At 70.6% G+C, this 18858-nt stretch carries 16 protein-coding genes; 9 read left to right on the forward strand and 7 right to left on the reverse strand.

Annotation, left to right across the window (positions count from 1 at the left end; translation table 11 throughout):
* Positions 1 to 17: 17 nt before the first annotated feature.
* Positions 18 to 914, forward strand: a complete 897-nt coding sequence (locus ASE20_RS05590; RefSeq protein WP_056893524.1) for a hypothetical protein — start codon at positions 18 to 20, stop codon at positions 912 to 914.
* A 3-nt stretch (positions 915 to 917) separates the two neighbouring features.
* Here the strand turns inward: ASE20_RS05590 and ASE20_RS05595 are convergent, their stop codons facing one another.
* The 4 genes from ASE20_RS05595 to ASE20_RS05610 are packed head-to-tail and all read right to left on the reverse strand — an operon-like array spanning position 918 to position 4862.
* Entirely contained in the window at positions 918 to 1595 is a 678-nt protein-coding gene (locus ASE20_RS05595; protein WP_056893525.1) for a hypothetical protein, read from the reverse strand.
* Between the two features lie 58 nt (positions 1596 to 1653).
* Positions 1654 to 2817, reverse strand: coding sequence for a thiolase domain-containing protein (locus ASE20_RS05600; RefSeq protein WP_056893526.1), 1164 nt, complete (start codon positions 2815 to 2817; stop codon positions 1654 to 1656).
* Positions 2817 to 3884 (reverse strand): thiolase domain-containing protein, encoded by a 1068-nt coding sequence (locus ASE20_RS05605; RefSeq protein ID WP_056893527.1) that lies wholly within the window; start codon positions 3882 to 3884, stop codon positions 2817 to 2819. The genes ASE20_RS05600 and ASE20_RS05605 overlap by 1 nt, the downstream gene beginning before the upstream one ends.
* An 18-nt stretch (positions 3885 to 3902) precedes the next feature.
* Positions 3903 to 4862, reverse strand: a complete 960-nt coding sequence (locus ASE20_RS05610) for a Zn-ribbon domain-containing OB-fold protein (protein ID WP_056893528.1) — start codon at positions 4860 to 4862, stop codon at positions 3903 to 3905.
* An 80-nt stretch (positions 4863 to 4942) separates the two neighbouring features.
* Between ASE20_RS05610 and ASE20_RS05615 the strand changes: the two genes are divergently transcribed.
* The 4 genes from ASE20_RS05615 to ASE20_RS05630 all read left to right on the forward strand — a co-directional run bounded on the left by ASE20_RS05615 (position 4943) and on the right by ASE20_RS05630 (position 8757).
* Positions 4943 to 5986: an LLM class F420-dependent oxidoreductase gene (locus tag ASE20_RS05615; RefSeq protein ID WP_056893529.1), complete on the forward strand. Its 1044-nt coding sequence runs from the start codon at positions 4943 to 4945 to the stop codon at positions 5984 to 5986.
* A 40-nt stretch (positions 5987 to 6026) separates the two neighbouring features.
* Positions 6027 to 6416, forward strand: coding sequence for a hypothetical protein (locus ASE20_RS05620; RefSeq protein ID WP_056893530.1), 390 nt, complete (start codon positions 6027 to 6029; stop codon positions 6414 to 6416).
* A gap of 88 nt (positions 6417 to 6504) precedes the next feature.
* The gene (gene fadD8 / locus ASE20_RS05625; RefSeq protein WP_082612175.1) at positions 6505 to 8103 is read left to right on the forward strand and encodes a fatty-acid--CoA ligase FadD8; all 1599 of its coding nucleotides are present in this window, start codon (positions 6505 to 6507) and stop codon (positions 8101 to 8103) included.
* A 33-nt stretch (positions 8104 to 8136) separates the two neighbouring features.
* The gene (locus ASE20_RS05630) at positions 8137 to 8757 is read left to right on the forward strand and encodes an HAD family hydrolase (RefSeq protein ID WP_056893531.1); all 621 of its coding nucleotides are present in this window, start codon (positions 8137 to 8139) and stop codon (positions 8755 to 8757) included.
* Here the strand turns inward: ASE20_RS05630 and ASE20_RS05635 are convergent.
* Positions 8738 to 9163 (reverse strand): hypothetical protein, encoded by a 426-nt coding sequence (locus tag ASE20_RS05635; protein ID WP_056893532.1) that lies wholly within the window; start codon positions 9161 to 9163, stop codon positions 8738 to 8740. The two genes, ASE20_RS05630 and ASE20_RS05635, sit on opposite strands and share 20 nt — an antisense overlap.
* Positions 9151 to 12942, reverse strand: coding sequence for a hypothetical protein (locus tag ASE20_RS05640; RefSeq protein ID WP_157538607.1), 3792 nt, complete (start codon positions 12940 to 12942; stop codon positions 9151 to 9153). The genes ASE20_RS05635 and ASE20_RS05640 overlap by 13 nt, the downstream gene beginning before the upstream one ends.
* A gap of 125 nt (positions 12943 to 13067) precedes the next feature.
* On the opposite strand from ASE20_RS05640, the gene ASE20_RS05645 reads away from it, so the two are divergent.
* Positions 13068 to 13628, forward strand: coding sequence for a chloramphenicol phosphotransferase CPT family protein (locus tag ASE20_RS05645; RefSeq protein ID WP_056893534.1), 561 nt, complete (start codon positions 13068 to 13070; stop codon positions 13626 to 13628).
* On the opposite strand, the gene ASE20_RS05650 is transcribed toward ASE20_RS05645, so the two are convergent.
* On the reverse strand, positions 13629 to 14411 hold the full coding sequence (locus tag ASE20_RS05650; protein ID WP_056893535.1) for a crotonase/enoyl-CoA hydratase family protein: 783 nt from the start codon (positions 14409 to 14411) through the stop codon (positions 13629 to 13631).
* Positions 14412 to 14457: 46 nt separating this feature from the next.
* On the opposite strand from ASE20_RS05650, the gene ASE20_RS05655 reads away from it, so the two are divergent.
* The 3 genes from ASE20_RS05655 to ASE20_RS05665 are packed head-to-tail and all read left to right on the forward strand — an operon-like array spanning position 14458 to position 18684.
* A complete protein-coding gene (locus tag ASE20_RS05655; RefSeq protein WP_056893536.1) occupies positions 14458 to 16089 on the forward strand; it encodes an acyl-CoA synthetase in 1632 nt (543 codons plus the stop codon).
* Positions 16089 to 17195 carry an NAD(P)H-dependent flavin oxidoreductase gene (locus tag ASE20_RS05660; protein WP_056893537.1) on the forward strand — a complete coding sequence of 369 codons (1107 nt, stop codon included), beginning with the start codon at positions 16089 to 16091 and terminating at the stop codon, positions 17193 to 17195. The genes ASE20_RS05655 and ASE20_RS05660 overlap by 1 nt, the downstream gene beginning before the upstream one ends.
* A gap of 22 nt (positions 17196 to 17217) precedes the next feature.
* Positions 17218 to 18684, forward strand: coding sequence for an LVIVD repeat-containing protein (locus ASE20_RS05665; protein WP_056893538.1), 1467 nt, complete (start codon positions 17218 to 17220; stop codon positions 18682 to 18684).
* Positions 18685 to 18858 lie beyond the last annotated feature (174 nt).

The raw sequence follows: 18858 nt of genomic DNA on the forward strand, positions 1-18858 counted from the left end.
GCTACCTTCGCCGCGTGATGAACAGGGTGCTCGGACGGCTCGTCAACGCCGCCGTCGTCGGCGTGGTCCTCGTCTCGGGTCAGGTCGCGGTCGCTGAGGCGTCGCCCCCGGTGTCGCCCACGGTGACGGCGCGGGTGGAGCGGGTCGCGGTGCGCACGGTCACCTACGCCGGGAGCGGACGCAAGGTGCACCTGGGCACGGTCGGCAACCTGACCGGCACGTCCCGGTCCTTCCGGGTCTTCGTCAACCGCCAGCTCACGCAGCTGTGGCGCTCGGTCGGGGGTACGGCCGCGTGCAAGCGGGCGCCGTACGTCACTGTGAAGCGTTGGCGCTCCGACGGGTTCGCGCAGATCTCGGGCGTCGGCACGGCCAGCCCGTGCCCCAGCGGCGGCCACCATGCGATCTGGCTGGTCCGCGGCGGCGTGTGGCGTGCGCCGTACCTGCTCGGCGGGCATGAGGCGCTGTGGTGCACCGACCTGCGCGCCTACGGCGTACCGACGGCGGTCTCGGGTGGATCCTGCTACGGCGACCTCGGCGGCTACCGCTCGTACGCGAACTTCCGACAGCCGCGCGACCTGCGCACGGTCGGTTACGCCGGCCGGATCGTCGCGCGCACGGTCAACGCCGTCCAGCCAGCCGCGACGGCTCGGTGGGCGAGCCAGAGCGTCACCGACCGGCTCTACACGATGCACTGGAACGATGACGTGCTCACGATCGTGAAGTGCTTCGGTCGAACCGACCCGGACTACGGTTCCTACCTCGGCACCGCCACGAAGGGGTGCCTGCTCGACGCTGCCTACTACGGCAACGGGGGAGACGTGCCGACCTACCGGGCGTACTACGTGCTCCGCCTGCGACCGGGCGTGCTCGGTCGCTGGCGCGTCTCCGGCATGGTCGGGCACAGCAGCACCTGACCGCTACGGGACGGCGACCACGACCGCGCTGTGGCTCGATGCGTCGTCAGCGTCGAACGCCAGCCCCTCGAGGGTCCCGCCGCTCAGCCACACCGATCCGCTGCCGGTGGCGGAGGCGTCCGGCGCGAGGGTGAGCCCGCCGTCGAGGCTCGGGTCGACCCACTCGCCGTCGACCACCGCCTTCACCTTGATGTTGTCGAGATAGAGGGTCCGGTCACTGGTGTTGCGCGCGTCGAAGCTGAAGGTGCAGTCGGCACCGTCGGCGCTCCCGCACCCGACGGAGGTCACCGTGATCCTCAGGTCGCCGTCGTCGGTCTCGAACTCCTCGCCGATCGAGGCGCTCGGGTCCGGTGGGTCGACGGTGTCGAGCAGGTCGCCCAGGTAGCGCACGGTCAGGAAGCCGACGACCGTCGAGACCACGAGGGCCACGGCGGACAGGCCGAGACCCCACGCGGCCATGCCGGTACGGCGACCGACCCGCCGGCCGCGCGTGATGCCGGCGATGCCGAGTCCCGCGCCGACCAGGGCGAGGACGAGGCCGAGGAAATTGACCAGCGGGATCGGCGCCGTCAGCAGCGCGAGGATGCCGAGGACCAGCCCCGCGACGGCGAGCCCGTTGCCGGGCGGTCGGGGGACGGGCTGGCCGTACGGCGGGGGCGGCGGGTAGGGCGCGTCACTCACCACGCGAACCTAGCCGCCACCCCAGTCGCCGAAACGTCAGCCCGCGGTCAGCCCGCGGTCAGTTCTCGGGCTTGTCGGCGCCGACGACCCACATCGCGAAGAACTGTGAGCCGCCGCCGTACGCGTGGCCGAGGGCCTTGCGTGCGCCGTCGACCTGGTGCTCGCCCGCGGCGCCGCGGACCTGGAGTGCGGCCTCGCCGAAGCGGAGCATGCCCGAGGCGCCGATCGGGTTCGACGAGAGGACGCCGCCCGAGCAGTTGACCGGGATCCTGCCGGTCATCGCGGTCTCGCCGGCCTCGGTGAGCTTCCAGCCGTCGCCCTCGGCGGCGAAGCCGAGGTTCTCCAGCCACATCGGCTCGAACCACGAGAACGGCACGTAGATCTCGGCCGCGTCGATCTCGTCGATCGGCGAGGTGATCCCGGCCTGCTTCCAGAGCGCGGCGGCGGCGTCGCGGCCGGCCTGCGGGTTGACCTGGTCGCGCTCGGCGGCCGTGGTGGCCTCCGACCGCATGACCGTGCCGTGGATCCACGCCGGGTTCGGGGAGGACCTGGCGGTGTCCTCGTCGACGATGACGAGGGCGCACGCGCCGTCGCTGGAGGGGCAGGTCTCGTCGTACCGGATCGGGTCCCAGAGCATCTGCGACGCCAGCACCGACTCGACCGTCGTGCCCTCGTTGTGGAGGTGCGCGTACGGGTTCTTCAGCGCGTTGTTGCGGTCCTTGGCGGCCACGATCGCGCCCACGTGGGTGGGCGCCTGCGAACGACGGATGTAGGACCGCACGTGCGGTGCGAAGTAGCCGCCGGCCCCCGCGTGGACGGGCATGTTGAACGGCAGCGGCACCGAGAGCGCCCACATCGCGTTGGACTCGGACTGCTTCTCGTAGGCGACCGTCAGCACCCGCTTGTGGACGCCGGCCTGGACCAGCGACGACGCGACAATGGCGGTCGAGCCGCCGACGGAGCCGGCCGTGTGGACGCGGAGCAGCGGCTTGCCGGCCGCGCCGAGCGCCTCGGCGAGGAACAGCTCGGGCATCATCACGCCCTCGAACAGGTCCGGCGCCTTCCCGACGACGATCGCGTCGATGTCGTCGAGCGTCAGGTTGGCGTCGAGGAGCGCGCGGTCGATGGCCTCGCGGCACAGGCCGGCCATGGAGACGTCCTCGCGCTTGGCGCGGTGGTGCGTCTGGCCGACGCCGATGATCGCTGCAGGCTGCTTGCCCATCAGTTCTGGTTCCCTTCGGTCGATGCAGCCAGGGTGCAGACGAGGTTCTGCTGCAGGGCGGGGCCGCTGGTGGCGTGGGCGAGGGTCTTGTCGGCCTCGCCGGACCAGACCCGCTGCGCGGCCTCGCCGACGCGGATGCCGCCGCCCGAGAACATCGGGTTGCTGGCGAGCGCGCCACCCGACGGGTTGATGACGACGTCGTCGCCGAGCCCGAGCTCCCTGCGGAGGATGAGCTCCTGGTGGCTGAACGGCGCGTGCAGCTCGGCCACCTCGACGCCGCCGAGGTCGAGCGCGGCGCCGGCCCGCTGGGCCGACGGCGCGCGGGTGAGGTCGCGGACGCCCATGCCCATCGGGTCGATCGAGTGGGAGATGCCGGTCAGCCAGGCGGGACGCTCGCGGACCTCGCGGGCCTTGTCGCCCGCGGCGAGCACCAGGGCCGCCACGCCGTCGGTGACGGGGGAGCAGTCGTGCTTGCGCAGCGGGTCGGCGTACATCGGGCGGGCGAGCAGCTCCTCGACCGACGAGCCGCCCTTGCGGATGGCGTGCTCGTTCTTCTCGGCGTCGGTCAGCGAGCGGTTGGCGACCTCGGCCATGGCGCGCTCGTCCCAGGCGCCGGCGTCGATGCCCGCGCGGGCCTGGAGCCCGGCGAGGGACACGGTGTCGGGCCAGAGCGGCGTCATCGTGTACGGCTCGAGCTGGAGCGCGAGCGTGCGGCGCAGGACGCCGGCCGAGCTCTTGCCGAACGCGTAGACGAGGGCGGTGTCGACCTCGCCCGTCTGGATCTTGAGCCAGGCCTCGTACATCGCCCACGCGAGGTCCATCTCGACGTGGGACTCGTTCACCGGCGGGATGACGCCGATCGCGTCGACCGCCTGGACGAACGAGAAAGAACGGCCGGCGAGGTAGTCGGAGGAGCCGGAGCACCAGAACCCGACGTCCTTGCGGGTCCAGCCGGTCTGCTCGTAGAGCTCCTTGAAGACCGGCACGAGCAGCTCGACGCAGGTCGGGGACCCGTCGAACTCAGGCATCTGTCGCTGGGCGAACCCGACGACGGCGACGTCACGCATCTGTCGTTGTCTCCCGTCTCAGAGGTGGTGCTTGTAGGTGTCGTAGTCGGCGTCCGGCTCGCCGGTCGGCGCGAAGTGGTCGATGTTCTCCAGCGAGTACGCCCACTCCTCCTCCGGCTTCCAGACCGCCCTGACCCGCATGCCCATCCGCACCTCGTCGGCCGGGACGCCGAGGATCAGGTGCAGCACCGCGATGTCGGCGCCGTCGAGGAGGACGTACGCCGAGACGTACGGCGGGGTGATCTTCTGGCCGAGGAAGGGCACGTTGACGATGCAGAAGGTCGTGATGGTGCCGGTCTGCGAGAGCTCGACCTCCTCCGCGGTCGGCGTGCCGTCCGAGGGGCAGGCGCTGCGCGGCGGGACGTAGACCTTCTGGCACGTGGGGCAGCGCTGGCCCATGATGCGGCCCTCGTTGAGGCCGCGGTAGAACAGCGACTCCTCCGGAGAGGCGGCGTAGTCGTAGTCGAGCGAGACCTCGGTGACGACGCCGGTGACCGGCTCGCTGGAGGAGGCGGCCGGGGCGGTCGCCGCGGCCTCACCGGGGGCGAGTGGCTCGAAGCACGCGATGTCGTTGATGTGGCCGACCCTCTCCGCGGCCCAGCGCACGCGCACCCGCATGCCGGTCGTCACCTCGGCGGGCGACGAGACGTCCAGTGCGTGCAGGAACGGGACGTCGGCGCCGTCGAGGGTGACGAGGGCGAAGGCGAACGGCCGGTCGAACGGCTGGCCCTTCACGGGCTCGGGGACCCAGGTCCAGGACGTGACCGTCCCGACGGAGGAGACCTCCACGAACTCGGTCGTCGCCTCGTGGGTGACGGGGTCGAACTCGAGCGGGGGAACCACGACCTGACCGGTCGAGGTCCGTGCGCCGACGACGACTCCGTCGCGGAGTCCGGAGAGAAAACGACCGACGACGGGCCCGGTCGAACGCGTGTAGTCGAAGGCGACCGTCACGGGCGCCTGCAAGGTGCGGCTCATGAGCGAAAGTGAAACATGTTCTGCCCCAAAGTGAAACATGTTCTAGAAATGGCGTGTCGGGTCACGGCATGATGCGAACCATGAAACTGGGACTGCAGCTGGGCTACTGGGGCGCGCAGCCCCCGCAAGGTGTGGGTGAGCTGGTCGCGGCCGCCGAGGACGCCGGGTTCGACGCGATCTTCACCGCCGAGGCCTGGGGCAGCGACGCCTTCACGCCGCTGGCGTGGTGGGGTCGCGAGACCTCCCGCGTGCGCCTGGGCACCTCGATCGTGCAGATGTCGGGACGCACCCCGACCTCGATCGCCATGCACGCCCTGACCCTCGACCACCTCACGGGCGGCCGGGTGGTCCTCGGCATGGGCGTCAGCGGACCCCAGGTCGTCGAGGGCTGGTACGGCGTCCCGTTCTCCAAGCCCCTGGCCCGCACCCGCGAGGTGGTCTCGATCATCCGCCAGGTCCTCGCCCGCGAGGCCCCGGTCACCAACCCCGGCCCCCACCACCCCCTGCCCTACGACGGCCCCGGTGCCGTCGGCCTCGGCAAGCCCCTCAAGCCGATCGTGCACCCCCTGCGCGCCGACATCCCGATCTGGCTCGGCGCCGAGGGCCCCAAGAACGTCGCCCAGACCGCGGAGATCGCCGACGGCTGGATCCCGATCTTCTATACACCCAGGAGCGCGGGGATGTACCAGCCCTGGCTCGACGAGGGCTTCGCCCGACCCGGCGCCCGTCGTACCCGCAAGGACTTCGAGATCGCCGCGACGTGCCACCTCCAGGTCGTCCCCGACGCGGCTGCCAAGCAGGCGGTGATCGACGGCATGAAGCCGATCGTCGCGCTGTACATGGGCGGGATGGGGGCGAAGGACGAGAACTTCCACAAGAACGTCTTCGAGCGGATGGGCTACGCCGCGATCACCGACCAGGTCCAGGAGCTGTTCCTCGCCGGCAAGCGCGACGAGGCCACTGCCCTGATCCCTGACGACCTCGTCGACGACATGCACATCATCGGCACCGCCGCCGAGGTGAAGGACCGGGTCGCGCGGTGGGAGGAGACCGGCGTGACCACGTTGCTGCTGTCCTGCCGCAGCGCGGACGAGGTGCGGCAGGTCGCGGAGCTCCTCGCCTGATCGCTGGCCGCTGTCGGCGGTGCCGACTAGCGTTCCTGCCATGAGGCGGGAGCCCCACGAGAACGTCGCCACGGTGCTGGTCGACCCTGCCCTGCTGCCCGACCTCGAGCTGGAGCTGGTCGAGCTCGACCTCTGGGTGTGGCCGGTCCGGTCGGCGCCGATCTGCGTCGACGGTCCGCGCACCGCCTTCCAGGTACGCCGCCGGCTGGTCGAGGCGCAGCGCGGTGCCTGGGACTGCGCCGCCGAGTGGACGCCGGTGTGGGTCAGCTTCGGCGACCGCTGGGCCAGCGGCGACGACCCGCTCCCGTGGGCGGCCCACCGCGCGTTGTGGGACGTGCTCGACGCCCATGCCGACGGGGTGCGCTTCCACCGCCGGCTGGGCGGGGTGCGGCCGTTGGTGGCACCTGTCGAGCGCCGGCCCGCGAGCTGAGCAGGTCCTTGCCCGTTAGTAGAACACGTTCTATATTTCGAGACGCGCGCTCGTCCCTCGCGTGCTCCTCAATAACCGAAGGCATTCAGTGACCGACACGCTCCGGACCCCCGCCCACAACGGCCACCTGATGGTCGCCGCGCTCAAGCGCCACGCGAACCGCCCGATCGTGCACCTGGGCGACGTGACGCTGACCGGCAAGGAGACCGCGGAGCGGATCTCCCAGTACATCCAGGCCTTCGAGTCCCTCGGCGCCGGACGCGGTACGCCGGGCGCGCTGCTCGCGCTCAACCGGCCGGAGGTGCTGTTCATCCTCGGCGCCGGCCAGACCCAGGGCTTCCAGCGCACGTCGCTGCACCCGCTGGGCTCGGCGGACGACCACGCCTACGTGATCAACGACGCCGGCATCACCACGCTGGTCATCGACCCGTACTTCGCGGGCCGTGCCGTCGAGCTGCTGGGCAAGTGCCCCGGCCTCAAGCAGGTGCTCACGATCGGCCCCGTGCCGGAGGAGCTGGCCGAGGTCGGCACCGACCTGACCGAGGTCGCCGCGACCTTCGAGCCACAGACCCTCACGGCCGCGGTCCTCGAGCCCGACCACATCACGTCGATCACCTACACCGGTGGCACGACCGGCAAGCCCAAGGGCGTGATCGGCAACGTGCGCGCCTTCTCGACGATGGCGCAGATCCAGATGGCGGAGTGGGAGTGGCCCGCCGAGCCTCGCTTCCTGATGTGCACGCCGCTGTCGCACGCGGGTGCGGCGTTCTTCGTCCCGGTGGTGCTGCAGGGCGGCACGCTGTTCGTGTCGGCCCGCTTCGACCCGGCCGACGTGCTCCGGACCATCGAGGAGAAGCGGATCAACTCGCTGATGCTCGTGCCGACGATGCTCTACGCGCTGATGGACCACCCGGACTCGCACACCCGCGACCTGTCCTCGCTCGAGACCGTCTACTACGGCGCGTCCGCGATCAACCCGGTCCGGCTCAAGGAGGCCATCGAGCGGTTCGGGCCGATCTTCGCCCAGTACTACGGGCAGTCCGAGGCGCCGATGGTCATCAGCTACTTCCCGAAGGGCGACCACGTCGACGCCGACGGTACGCCGGTCGAGAGCCGCCTCACGTCGTGCGGCCGGCCGTCGGCGTACCTGCGGGCCGCGCTGCTCGACGAGGCCGGCAACCCGGTCCCGCAGGGCGAGCCGGGCGAGATCTGTGTCGCCGGACCGCTGCTGTCAGCGGGCTACTGGCAGCTGCCCGAGGCCACCGCCGAGACCTTCCGCGACGGCTGGATGCACACCGGCGACGTGGCGCGCGAGGACGAGGACGGGTTCTGGTACATCGTCGACCGCACCAAGGACATGATCGTGACGGGCGGCTTCAACGTCTTCCCGCGCGAGGTCGAGGACGTCATCGCGGAGCACCCGGCGATCGCCCAGGTCGGCGTGATCGGTACGCCGCACGAGAAGTTCGGCGAGGCGGTCACCGCCGTCGTCGTCCTGCGCGAGGGCCACGAGCTCACCGACGAGGTGGTCGCGGAGATCCAGGCCGCGGTGAAGGAGCGCAAGGGCTCCGTCCAGGCCCCGAAGGACGTCATCGCCGTCGACGCGCTGCCGCTCACCGCGCTCGGGAAGCCCGACAAGAAGGCGCTGCGGGCGCGCTTCTGGACGGGCGAGCGCTCGGTCGGCTGATCGTCTCGGGCGGCTCGCCGGTACCGTGGCGGCATGCCGGATCTCGTCGTCGGGTTCGACCTCGACCTGACCCTCATCGACACGGCACCGGGCTTCAGGCAGGTGCTGCGCGCGCTCGGCGACGAGCTCGAGGTCGAGTTCCCCGTCGAGGAGATGACCCGGCGCCTCGGGCCGCCGCTGGACCTTCTGCTCGCGCCGTACCTCGCGGCAGACCGGATCCCTGCCGCGGGCGACCGCTTCCGCGCGCTCTACCCCGACCACGCGATCACGACCGTGCCGGTGCTGCCCGGCGCCCATGAGGCGATCGCCGCCGTACGACGGCTCGGGGGCAGGGTGGTGGTGGTCACCGGCAAGTTCGCGGCCAACGCCCAGCTGCACATCGACCACACCGGGCTCGACGTCGACGTGCTCGAGGGATGGGTGTGGGGAGTCGGCAAGGCCGAGGCGCTGCGCCGCGAGTCCGCGTCGGTGTACGTCGGCGACCACGTCCACGACGTCGAGGGCGCCCTCGCCGCGGGGGTCACCAGCGTGTCCGTCCTCACCGGTGGGTGCACCGCGGACGAGCTGGTCGCCGCCGGCACGCACGTGGTCCTCGAGAGTCTCGAGGACTTCCCGGACTGGCTCTCCGGCTACGTCAGCTCTCGCACTCCCTGAGGATCCAGGCGGTCACGGCCTGGCTGTCCTCGGAGAGCTTGGGGGAGAGTGCGGCCAGCTCGGCCGTGTTCTCCGGCGTCGGGTCGGCGAGCAGCTCCTGCGCGGAGCGGAAGCCCTCGCCGAGACCGGTCAGTGCCTCGTCGACGTCGTCCGGCGCCTCCTCCTTGAGCGCGTCGAGCTCGGTCACGAGGTCGTCGACGGCCGTCGCGTCCTCCGGGGAGTCCTTGCCGTCGTACAGCGCCGCCTGGGCCTCAGCGATCCGCTGCGCCGTGTCGGCGAACCGGTCGCACTCGACCGTGATGTCCGTGACCGGCGCCGAGGGGTCGGCCCCGGTCTGCTCCGGGTCGTCACTGCACCCGGAGCAGACCAGCGCGAGGGCGGCGAGGGCCAGCGCTACACGAGCCACTGGCACTCGGGGTAGGGGTGGATGTTGTTGCCGTAGGGCGACAGGAAGTAGGCGATGATGTCCAGCCCGAAGTCGGGCAGCGAGAACCCGAGCAGGTTGATGTCGGGCGTGATCAGCCAGGCCGGGGTGTTCGTCCCGTCGTTGGTCGGCTGGCCGAGCGTGAACGTGTTGCCGGACGTCGTGTAGCCGGGGGCCGGGCGGACGTCGAACGAGACGCCGCAGTCCGCGATGCCGAAGTGGATGATCGGCAGGTGGAACGCACGCTCCTGGATGTTCTCGTTGATGTGCCAGCGCGGCGCCACGTTGCCGAACGGGATCACCAGGTGCGGGATGTCGACGATGGTGATCGTGTCCGAGCCCAGCGGGTCGGGCCAGTCGATGAACACCGAGAACTTGTCCTCGAGGTCGACCGTCAGGTTGCTGTCCTGGCCGAACGTGAACGTCCCGAACGAGCCGTCGAGGCCGGTGGTGAAGCCGAGCCGCAGGTTCACGTCGGAGAAGTCGGTCAGGCCGAGGGTGACCCGGCGGATCTTCAGGTCGGCCGCCAGGTAGCCCCGGTTCTGGAAGAAGCCGGTCTGGCCGTCCTCGCCGCTGCCCCAGTCGAGCGAGATGGACTTCTGCACCCGGCCCGCCGCCTCGAGCGCGAAGGCGTGGGTCGCCGGCGCCGAGGTGATGTGGAGCCGGGACCCGATCAGGTCGGCGGTGACGGTCTGCCCGAGGTCGGTGACGGTGAGCTTGACCGCGGCGTTGGCGTCGACCGGGTCGGCGATCCGCGCGGCGGCGAAGGCGTCGATGTCGAGGCCCGGTGCGAAGGCCGTCATGGTGAAGACGGGTGCGTCGACCGTCGTACCGCCGCCGGCGGAGGACTCCTTGCCGATCAGGATGTCGACCGTCTTCGGGACGTCGTGCAGGCGTACCGACGCCGCGAAGTCGAGGTCGCCCACGTGCTTGTACGCCGCCGTGATGTCGCTGATGCCCTGGTTCATCACGATGCCGACCTTCTTCGTGTCCGCGCCGAAGGCGACGTCCACGCTGATGGTCTTCGGGATCGCGCTGATCGTCAGCTGTGCCTCGTCGGTGTTGTCGTACTGCGCGTTGGCGGTGAAGGCCCCGAGGGGCTCGCTGGCGACGTAGTCGAGGCCGGTGGTGTGGCTGCCGTCGGGCTCGGTGCGCGTGACGATCGGTCCGAAGGTGAAGTCCACCGGGTTGGCCGTCGGGATGCCCTGCGTCAGGTACAGGCTGAGCGGCTTGGGTGCGAGTGCCTTCAGCTTGGCGTCGACCACCAGGGTGCCGTTGGTCGGGTGGAAGCCCGTGACGGTGTAGATCCCGTTGGTCGAGTCGAGGTCGAGGTTGGTGGGCAGTCCGGTCAGGTACAGCTTGGCCCGGACGGCCTTGTCGGACCCGCTGGCACCGTCGCGGACGGCGACACCGTGGACCTGCGGCGGCACCGGCGTGGCGGCCAGGGCAGCGGCCTTGCCCGCGGCGACCGAGAGGGTCAGGTCGGGGTTCGAGTCACCGTCGTAGGTGATCCGGCCGCCCTCGCTGCGCAGCGTGATCTCGGACGGCAGGTTGCTCAGCTGGCCCGAGGCCTCGAGGTCGCCCTGCGCCAGGTGCGCCTCCGCGGCGAACGAGAAGGTGCTGTGGTCGCCCATGTCCAGGCCGGCCTCGAAGCCGCCCCCGTCACCGTCGTCGGGGAGCTTGGTGAACGCCGCCCGCCGCAGGTTGCTGACCTGGAGGCTGGCGTCGAGGTCGCCCGAGGCCTCGTCGTAGTACGCCGTCAGGTGGTCGCCCGGCAGCGTCGAGTGGTCCTCGTGGTTGGTGACGTTCGCGACGATCGAGCCGATGCCCGCAGCCGGGGCCTCGAAGAGGACGTTGCCGTCCGCCCACGAGGCATTCCACTTGGCCGGGATCGAGGTGATCGCCAGGCCGGCGTCGAAGTCGCGGTCCATGCCCAGGGTCGCCGCCGTCAGGTGTGCGGTGGCCGCGGCGCTGGTGGTCGCGGTGTCGGCGTCCCAGTCCAGGACGGAGTTCTTCCCGTCGAAGAGGACCTTGGCGTGGGCCGGGATGCCGAGCACCTCGGCCGTGATCCGGTCACCGCCCATCCGCTCGACGCCCGCGTAGACCTTGTCGATGGAGTCGCTGGCGTCGTAGGTGACGAGGTTGCCGTCGAGGTCGACCTTCATGTGCTTCGGGACGCCGTGGACCTGGTAGACCGCGTGGTCGACCTCGGTCGGCTTGGTGAGGTCCGGCGTGGTGGTGTCGGTCGCCTCGACGAGGCCGATCTCGTCGTTCGCGGTGTACTCGATGTTCTGGTGCGTGCCCTGGCGGACCAGGTCGACGCGCACCGACGACGGCAGCTTGTCGACCGTGGCGGTGAAGCGACGGTTGCTGTCGATCGGACCCGAGTCGGTCGCCTGGTCGATGACGGCGTCCACGCGGGTCGCGGTCGGTGTGTCGACGGTGATCGTGTCCTTGCTGCTGGTGCTCCCGTGCGTCATCCGCGCGCCGATGTTCAGGGTGGTCGGGAACGGGCTGAGCTGCACGGAGCCGGTCAGCGGGTCCTGCTCGGTCAGCGGTACGCCGCCGCTGCCTCCGGTCAGCGACTTCACGCCGAACGTGATCGCCTCCTTGGGCCCCGGGTTGGTCGAGACGACGTCGGCGGCGACCTGGATGTCGCCGGTGATCGCGGCGACGACGTTCTTGAGCAGGACGCGGGCGGTGCTGTTCCCGCCGAGCGTGGAGGCGCGGCCGTCGACGCCGACAGTGACCCGCTTCTTCACGACCGGGGTGTCGTAGACGGCGAACACGTGCGCCGGCAGGGGCCCGCTGTTGGGCGTGATCCGCTGCACCGCGAACCGGGCGCCCACGTCGATCAGGTTGGTGACCGGGTTGAGCTGTGCGAGGACGTCGGGCAGGTGGTCACCCGTCACGTCGGCCGGCACCGGGACGCCCACCGGCAGCGAGATGCTGCACGAGAGCGGCATGGTCGGCGACTCGGCACAGATCTTGTAGAACAGCGGCGACAGCAGGTTCACCACGGGCAGCGTGAACAGCTTGCCCTGGATCTTGCTGACCTCCTGCAGGAGCTCGTCCAGCGCGTCCAGCAGCTGCGGGACGAGCGGGAGCGAGGTGAACGTGTCGTTGAACGACGGCGGCAGGCCCGCGGTGATGGTGCTCGACGTGCGTGCGGTGGGCGCGGCGACCGAGGCCCGCGGGAGCCGGGCGGACGTCAGGCTCGGCGCCTCGGCCAGCTCCTCGGCGACGGCGTCGAGCGCCTCGCCGGTCTGGTCGCGGTTAACCGGCGGGGTGTCGGCCGGCGGGGGAGTCGGCGTCGTGTCGTTGAGCTCGTCCTTGAGGTCCTCGGTGCCCTGCTTGCCGAAGACCACCATGGCGACACCGGCCAGGTAGGTCTCGCGCTCCTGCGCCGTCGGCGTGGTGTTCGTGACGTCGAGCAGCTTGTCGACGAGGCACGCGCTCAGCCACAGCTGCGTGGCGTCGGGAAGGGCGTGGAAGCCCTCGGCGAGGATGTCCGCCGGCACCTTCTCCAGCGCGACGAAGCGCTTGCGCCAGGCGTTGTCGGTGAACCGCGGCGCCCACAGGTCGACGAAGCGGTCGCGGGTCTCCGCCGTTGCGCCCTCCGTCGGCGGCGGCTCGGCGCAGCGCACCGCGCTGCCGCCGGCCACGGCCGGGAGGGGCGCCGCGTGGGCGGCCCCCGGGTTCACGAGGGCGGCCAGCATCACGGCCGAGGAGAGGGCAGCACAAAGGGTCCGAGTGCGCACGGGAGACACCTGCCAATTCGGGGGGATCGGGAGCAGAGCAGGGAGTGGCGGTGATCACTATCTTCCTGAGCGCGGCCGGACGCCATAGCCCGTTCGGAGTCTTTACATTCGGCTACGGTCGTGGCATGGCTCGCGGCCGGATCATCCTGTTGAACGGCACGTCCAGCTCCGGCAAGACCAGCCTGGGTGAGGCCCTCCTCGGGCTGCTCCCGGATCCCTGGTTCCTGGTGCCGGTCGACGCCCTCGGGGCGCTGCGATCGACGGTGCACTCGCGGGAGCTCGACGACGACGAGGTCGCGGCGATGCTGCGTCGTACCCGGCTCGGGTACCACCGCGCCGTCGCCGGTCTCGCCTCCGTCGGCAATGACGTCGTCATGGACTACCCGCTCAGCGAGGCGTGGCGCCTCGACGACCTGCTCGACGTCCTCGACGGGTACGACGTCACCCTCGTCGACGTCCGCTGCGATCCTGCCGAGCTCGAGCGCCGCGAGCGTGCCCGAGGCGACCGCCCGGTCGGCCTGGCGCGGTCGCAGGAGCTGGTGCACGCCCACGGCGACCGGGACGTCACGGTCGACACGACGCACGCGTCGGCACGGGAGTGCGCGGCGCAGGTCGTCGCGGCGATGGCGGCGCTGAGCGGCCCGAAGGCGTTCGACCGACTGCGCGCGCGACGCGCCTCCTCCTGATCAGCGCCCCTGGAACTGCGGAGCCCGCTTCTCCAGGAAGGCCCGCGGGCCCTCCTTGGCGTCGGCGGAGGAGAACACGGCGGCGCCGACCTTGGCGTCGTCGGCCCAGCAGTCCTCCTCGTGCTTGCCCTCGGAGTCGCGCATCGTCCGGAGGATCGCCTGCACCGCGAGCGGCCCGTTGGCGGCGACCATGTCGGCGAGCTGGTGGGCCTTGGCGAGCGCCTGGCCGTCCGGTACGACGTGTCCGATCAGCCCCAGCTCCTTGGCCTCCGGCGCGAGCAGGGTGCGGCCGGTCAGCAGCAGCTCGGCGGCGACGGTGTACGGGATCTGGCGGGGGAGTCGGACGGCGGAGCCGCCCATCGGGTAGAGGGACCAGCGGGCCTCGGCGACACCGAACTTGGCCGACTCGCCGGCGACGCGGATGTCGGTGCCCTGCAGGATCTCGGTGCCGCCGGCGATCGCGGGGCCCTCGACGGCGGCGATCAGCGGCTTGGTGAGCCGGAAGCCCTTGAGCAGGCCCTTGATGACGGTCGGGTCGTACTCGCCGGACTCGAAGCTCTCCGACGGCGGCTTCTCGTCGGCCTTCTGCAGGTCCATGCCCGCGCAGAAGTAGCCGCCGGCGCCGGTGAGGATGCAGACCCGGATCTCCGGGTCCTCGTTCACGCGGTCCCACGCGTCCTCCATGATCCGCAGCATCTCCGAGGAGAGTGCGTTGCGCCGCTCGGGGCGGTTCATGGTGACGACCAGCTTGTGGCCGTCCTGCTCGACGAGGCAATCACTCATGTGAACCACGCTAGCGAAAAAGTGAAACGTGTTCTAGTCTCGCGTCGTGGCCCTGAACATCGCCGATCTCTTCGAACATGCCGTCGATGCCGTCCCCGAGAAGCCTGCCGTGCAGGTGGGGGACAGCGTCATCACCTTCGCCGAGCTGGAGGCCGAGTCCAACAAGCTCGCCCACTACCTCCGGTCCCAGGGCATCGGCACCGGCGACCACGTCGGTCTCTACGCCAAGAACAGCATCGAGCACGTCATCGCGCTGATCGCGATCCTCAAGGTCCGCGCCGTCTCGATCAACGTGAACTTCCGCTACGTCGCCGGCGAGCTGGAGTACCTCTTCGACAACGCCGACCTCGTGGGGCTGGTCCACGACCGGGTCTATGCGCCGCTGGTGGCCGAGGTGCTGCCGAAGGTCGCGCCGATGAAGGCGGTCGTCGCCGTACCGAACCCGTTGGAGCCCGACGACGCCAGCGGCATCGCGTCGTACGGCGGCGTGACGCTGGCCGAGGCCGTCGCCGGCCAGTCCGACGCCCGCGACTTCGGTCCGCGCAGCCCCGACGACATCCACATCATCTACACCGGCGGCACGACCGGCTTCCCGAAGGGCGTCATGTGGCGCCACGAGGACTTCTGGCGAGTGCTCGGCGGCGGCATCGACTTCATGACGGCCGAGCCGCTCGAGGAGTACGACCAGTCGAAGAAGGCGCTCCAGGACAGCCTGGTGACGCTCCCGCTCAGCCCGCTGATGCACGGCGGCGCGCAGGCCTCGCTGCTGATGCACCTCTTCGCCGGCCAGGTCACCATCCTCGAGCCGAAGTTCGACCCGGTCCGCACCTGGGAGCTCGTCGACAAGCACGGCGTGCAGATGCTCTTCATGACCGGCGACGCGATGGCCGTGCCGCTGATCGACGCCTACGAGGCCGGGGGCTTCGACGGGCAGACCCTGTTCGCCATCGCCTCGAGCGCCGCGATCTTCTCCAAGTCGGTGAAGGAGCGGTGGATGAAGCACTTCCCGAACGCCGTCTTCACCGACTCCGTCGGCTCGTCGGAGACCGGCTTCCAGGGCACCGGCCTGCAGGACGCCAGCGCCCTGTCGACCGACGGCCCGGTGGTCTCGATCCCGCCGACCACGGTGATCCTCGGTGACGACAACCAAATCCTCGACCCGGTCAAGGACGTCGGCAAGGTCGGCCGCACCGCGCGCTCGGGCAACGTCCCGGTCGGCTACTACAAGGACCCCGAGAAGTCGGCGAAGACCTTCATCGAGATCGACGGCGTCCGCTACTCCATCCCCGGCGACAACGCCCGGATCGAGGAGGGCAACCGGATCACGCTGCTGGGTCGCGGCTCGAACTGCATCAACACCGGCGGGGAGAAGGTCTACCCCGAGGAGGTCGAGCAGGCGATCAAGGCGCACCCCGGCGTCTACGACGTGCTCGTCGTGGGCCTCCCCGACGAGAAGTACGGCCAGACCGTGGCGGCTGTGGTCGAGCAGCGTCCCGGCCACGCCGTCGAGCTGGAGGAGCTGCGCACCTTCCTGCGCGCCCACCTGTCCGGCTACAAGCTCCCGCGCGCGCTGACGATCGTCCCGGAGATCCCCCGGAACGCCACCGGCAAGGCGCAGTATCCCCGGGCCAAGGAGCTGGCCCTCCAGAGCAGCACGACCGTAGGAGCGAGCAGCTGATGCGTACCCCGTTGTGCGATGCCTTCGGCATCGAGTACCCGATCTTCGCCTTCACCCCGTCCGAGCACGTCGCCGCGGCCGTGTCGCGCGCCGGCGGCCTCGGCGTGCTCGGCTGCGTCCGGTTCAACGACCCCGACGAGCTCGACCGGGTGCTGACCTGGATGGACGAGAACACCGACGGCAAGCCGTACGGCGTCGACGTCGTGATGCCGATGAAGGTCCCGACCGAGGGCACCTCGGCCGACCTCTCGACGTACATCCCAGACGAGCACAAGAAGTTCGTCGACGAGACGCTGCTCAAGCTCGGCGTGCCGCCGCTGCCCGAGGGCGAGGGTCGCGAGGGCGTGCTCGGCTGGCTGCACTCGATGGCCCGCTCGCACGTCGACGTCGCGCTGCAGCACCGTCCGGTGCTCATCGCCAACGCCCTCGGTACGCCGCCCACCGACGTCATCGCCGAGTGCCAGGCCGCCGGGCTGAAGGTCGCCGCGCTCGCCGGTGCGCCGAAGCACGCGCAGAGCCACGTCGCCAACGGCGTCGACATCATCATCGCCCAGGGTTACGAAGCCGGCGGCCACACCGGCGAGATCGCCAGCATGGTGCTGACCCCGGACATCGTGGACGCGGTCGGGCCCGACGTACCCGTGCTGGGGGCGGGTGGCATCGGCTCAGGCCGCCAGATCGCTGCCTCGCTCGCGCTCGGCTCGCAGGGCGTGTGGACCGGCTCGATCTGGCTCGGCACCGAGGAGTACCGCAACCTCGCGTCCAACCAGGGCTGGGAGACCGCCTTCCTGCGCGCGACGTCGTCCGACACCGTGCGCACCCGGGTCTACACCGGCAAGCCGGCCCGGCTGCTCAAGACCAAGTGGACCGAGGCGTGGAACGAGGAGGGTGCTCCCGCGCCGTTGCCCATGCCGCTGCAGAACCTGCTCGTCGCCGACGCCCACAACCGGATCAACGCCTCCGGCGACCCCGACGTGATCTCCATGCCGGTCGGGCAGATCGTCGGTCGCATGAACGAGGTGCGCCCGGTCGCGGAGGTCATGGCCGACCTGGTCGCCGAGTTCGAGGACACCGTCAAGAAGCTCGACGGCATCGCCGGCATCTGACCCACGACGAGAGGGGCGGGGCATGGGGGCTCTGCGGAACACCATCACCGATCCGGTACGACGCCGGGTGGTCGTGGCGCTCGCGGCGGCCACGGTCCTGATCGGCGGCACCATCGCCGCCGCCGAGGACCCGGTGGTCCCGCAGCCCGTGCCCGAGGCCAGCTGCGGCCCCGGCTCGCAGCCGGAGACCACGTCCCTCCAGGGCCGTGCCCCGAAGGCGGACTTCACCTCGGGGCGCGCCCAGCTCGGCTACACCTGCAACACCGTCGAGGTCGGCCACCACGGCTCGTCCGGCGGGTTCAAGGCGCTGCGCTACACCGACGCGCAGGGACACACCTGCGCGTTCTACGACTCGACCCGGATCCTCGGCCTCGACGTCGTGCCCAACCTGCTCAACGGGACCGGCCTGGGCGTCGTCGTCCTCGACATGGCCGACCCGGCGAAGCCGGTCAAGACGGCGAACCTGGTCACGCCGGCCATGCTGAGCCCGCACGAGTCGCTGCTGGTCAACGAGGAGCGCGGCCTGCTCGTCGGTGTGATGGGCACGCTCGCGACCGCGCCGGGCGTGCTCGACGTCTACGACGTGCGTACCGACTGCCGGAGGCCGCGGCTGCTGTCCACCACGCTGGCGGGCGTGCTCGGCCACGAGAGCGGCTTCTCCCCGGACGGACGGACCTTCTGGACCGCCGGGGCGGCCGGCTTCACGATGACCGCGGTCGACCTCACCGAGCCGCGCCGCCCGCGCGTGCTGATGACGAAGACCGGCGTGGTCGCCCACGGGCTGCGCTTCTCCGACGACGGCGACACGATGTACGTCGCCAACATGGGAACCCCGTCCGCCAACGCGATCCTCGACAGGCCGAGCCTGCAGGTCTACGACGTCTCGCAGGTCCAGGCCCGCACGCCCGGCGCGCGGATCGCCAAGGTCGGCGAGGTCGACTGGCCCGGCATCTCGATCCCGCAGGTCGCCGAGCCGTTCCACCGCGACGGACGCGACTACGTCCTCGAGGTCGACGAGTTCACCGACTGGTTCGGCGACGGCTGGACCGTCGACTTCCAGAACAGTCCCGTCGGCGGTGCTCGGATCATCGACGTCACCGACCCGACGTCGCCGTCCCTGGTGTCCGACATCCGGCTCGAGGTGCACCAGAAGGAGAACCGCACCAAGGAGGTCATGTCCGACCCCGGCTCCGCCCTCCCGATCGGCGGCTACTCCGCGCACTACTGCTCCGTTCCGACCCGCGACGCCCCCGACCTCGCCGCCTGCTCGATGGTGGGGTCCGGCCTCCGGATCTTCGACATCAGCGACGTCGCGCACCCGGTCGAGGTCGCCTACTTCAACAAGCCGGCCAACGGCGGTGCCAGCGCCCTGTCGCAGCCGGGCTGGGACGTCGACCACGACTCGGTCTGGTTCACCGACGGCACCAGCGGGTTCTACGTCGTCCGGCTGACCAACGGTGTGGAGGACCTGCTGCCCTCCGGTGGTTGAGGTGCGAGGTGATCTCGGTGGTTGAGGTGCGAGGCGCGCCAGCGCCGAGACTCGAAACCTCTGGCCATGATGCTGGAACTCCTCCTCGAGGATCCGTTGGTCGGTGGTGGCGTTTTCAAGCGGCAGCGACGAGAGGGCTGGGTGGGTGGTCGGGTCCGGCGGTCGGCGCTCGGT

The organism is Nocardioides sp. Root240 (assembly GCF_001428825.1).
Classification (GTDB): Bacteria; Actinomycetota; Actinomycetes; order Propionibacteriales; family Nocardioidaceae; genus Nocardioides.

Excerpts from the sequence above, each read along its gene's own strand:
- ASE20_RS05590 (WP_056893524.1), top strand. The coding sequence starts at position 18 with ATGAACAGGGTGCTCGGACGGCTCGTCAACGCCGCCGTCGTCGGCGTG.
- ASE20_RS05600 (WP_056893526.1), bottom strand. The coding sequence starts at position 2,817 with ATGGGCAAGCAGCCTGCAGCGATCATCGGCGTCGGCCAGACGCACCAC.
- ASE20_RS05605 (WP_056893527.1), bottom strand. The coding sequence starts at position 3,884 with ATGCGTGACGTCGCCGTCGTCGGGTTCGCCCAGCGACAGATGCCTGAG.
- ASE20_RS05610 (WP_056893528.1), bottom strand. The coding sequence starts at position 4,862 with ATGAGCCGCACCTTGCAGGCGCCCGTGACGGTCGCCTTCGACTACACG.
- ASE20_RS05615 (WP_056893529.1), top strand. The coding sequence starts at position 4,943 with ATGAAACTGGGACTGCAGCTGGGCTACTGGGGCGCGCAGCCCCCGCAA.
- ASE20_RS05620 (WP_056893530.1), top strand. The coding sequence starts at position 6,027 with ATGAGGCGGGAGCCCCACGAGAACGTCGCCACGGTGCTGGTCGACCCT.
- ASE20_RS05630 (WP_056893531.1), top strand. The coding sequence starts at position 8,137 with ATGCCGGATCTCGTCGTCGGGTTCGACCTCGACCTGACCCTCATCGAC.
- ASE20_RS05645 (WP_056893534.1), top strand. The coding sequence starts at position 13,068 with ATGGCTCGCGGCCGGATCATCCTGTTGAACGGCACGTCCAGCTCCGGC.
- ASE20_RS05650 (WP_056893535.1), bottom strand. The coding sequence starts at position 14,411 with ATGAGTGATTGCCTCGTCGAGCAGGACGGCCACAAGCTGGTCGTCACC.
- ASE20_RS05660 (WP_056893537.1), top strand. The coding sequence starts at position 16,089 with ATGCGTACCCCGTTGTGCGATGCCTTCGGCATCGAGTACCCGATCTTC.
- ASE20_RS05665 (WP_056893538.1), top strand. The coding sequence starts at position 17,218 with ATGGGGGCTCTGCGGAACACCATCACCGATCCGGTACGACGCCGGGTG.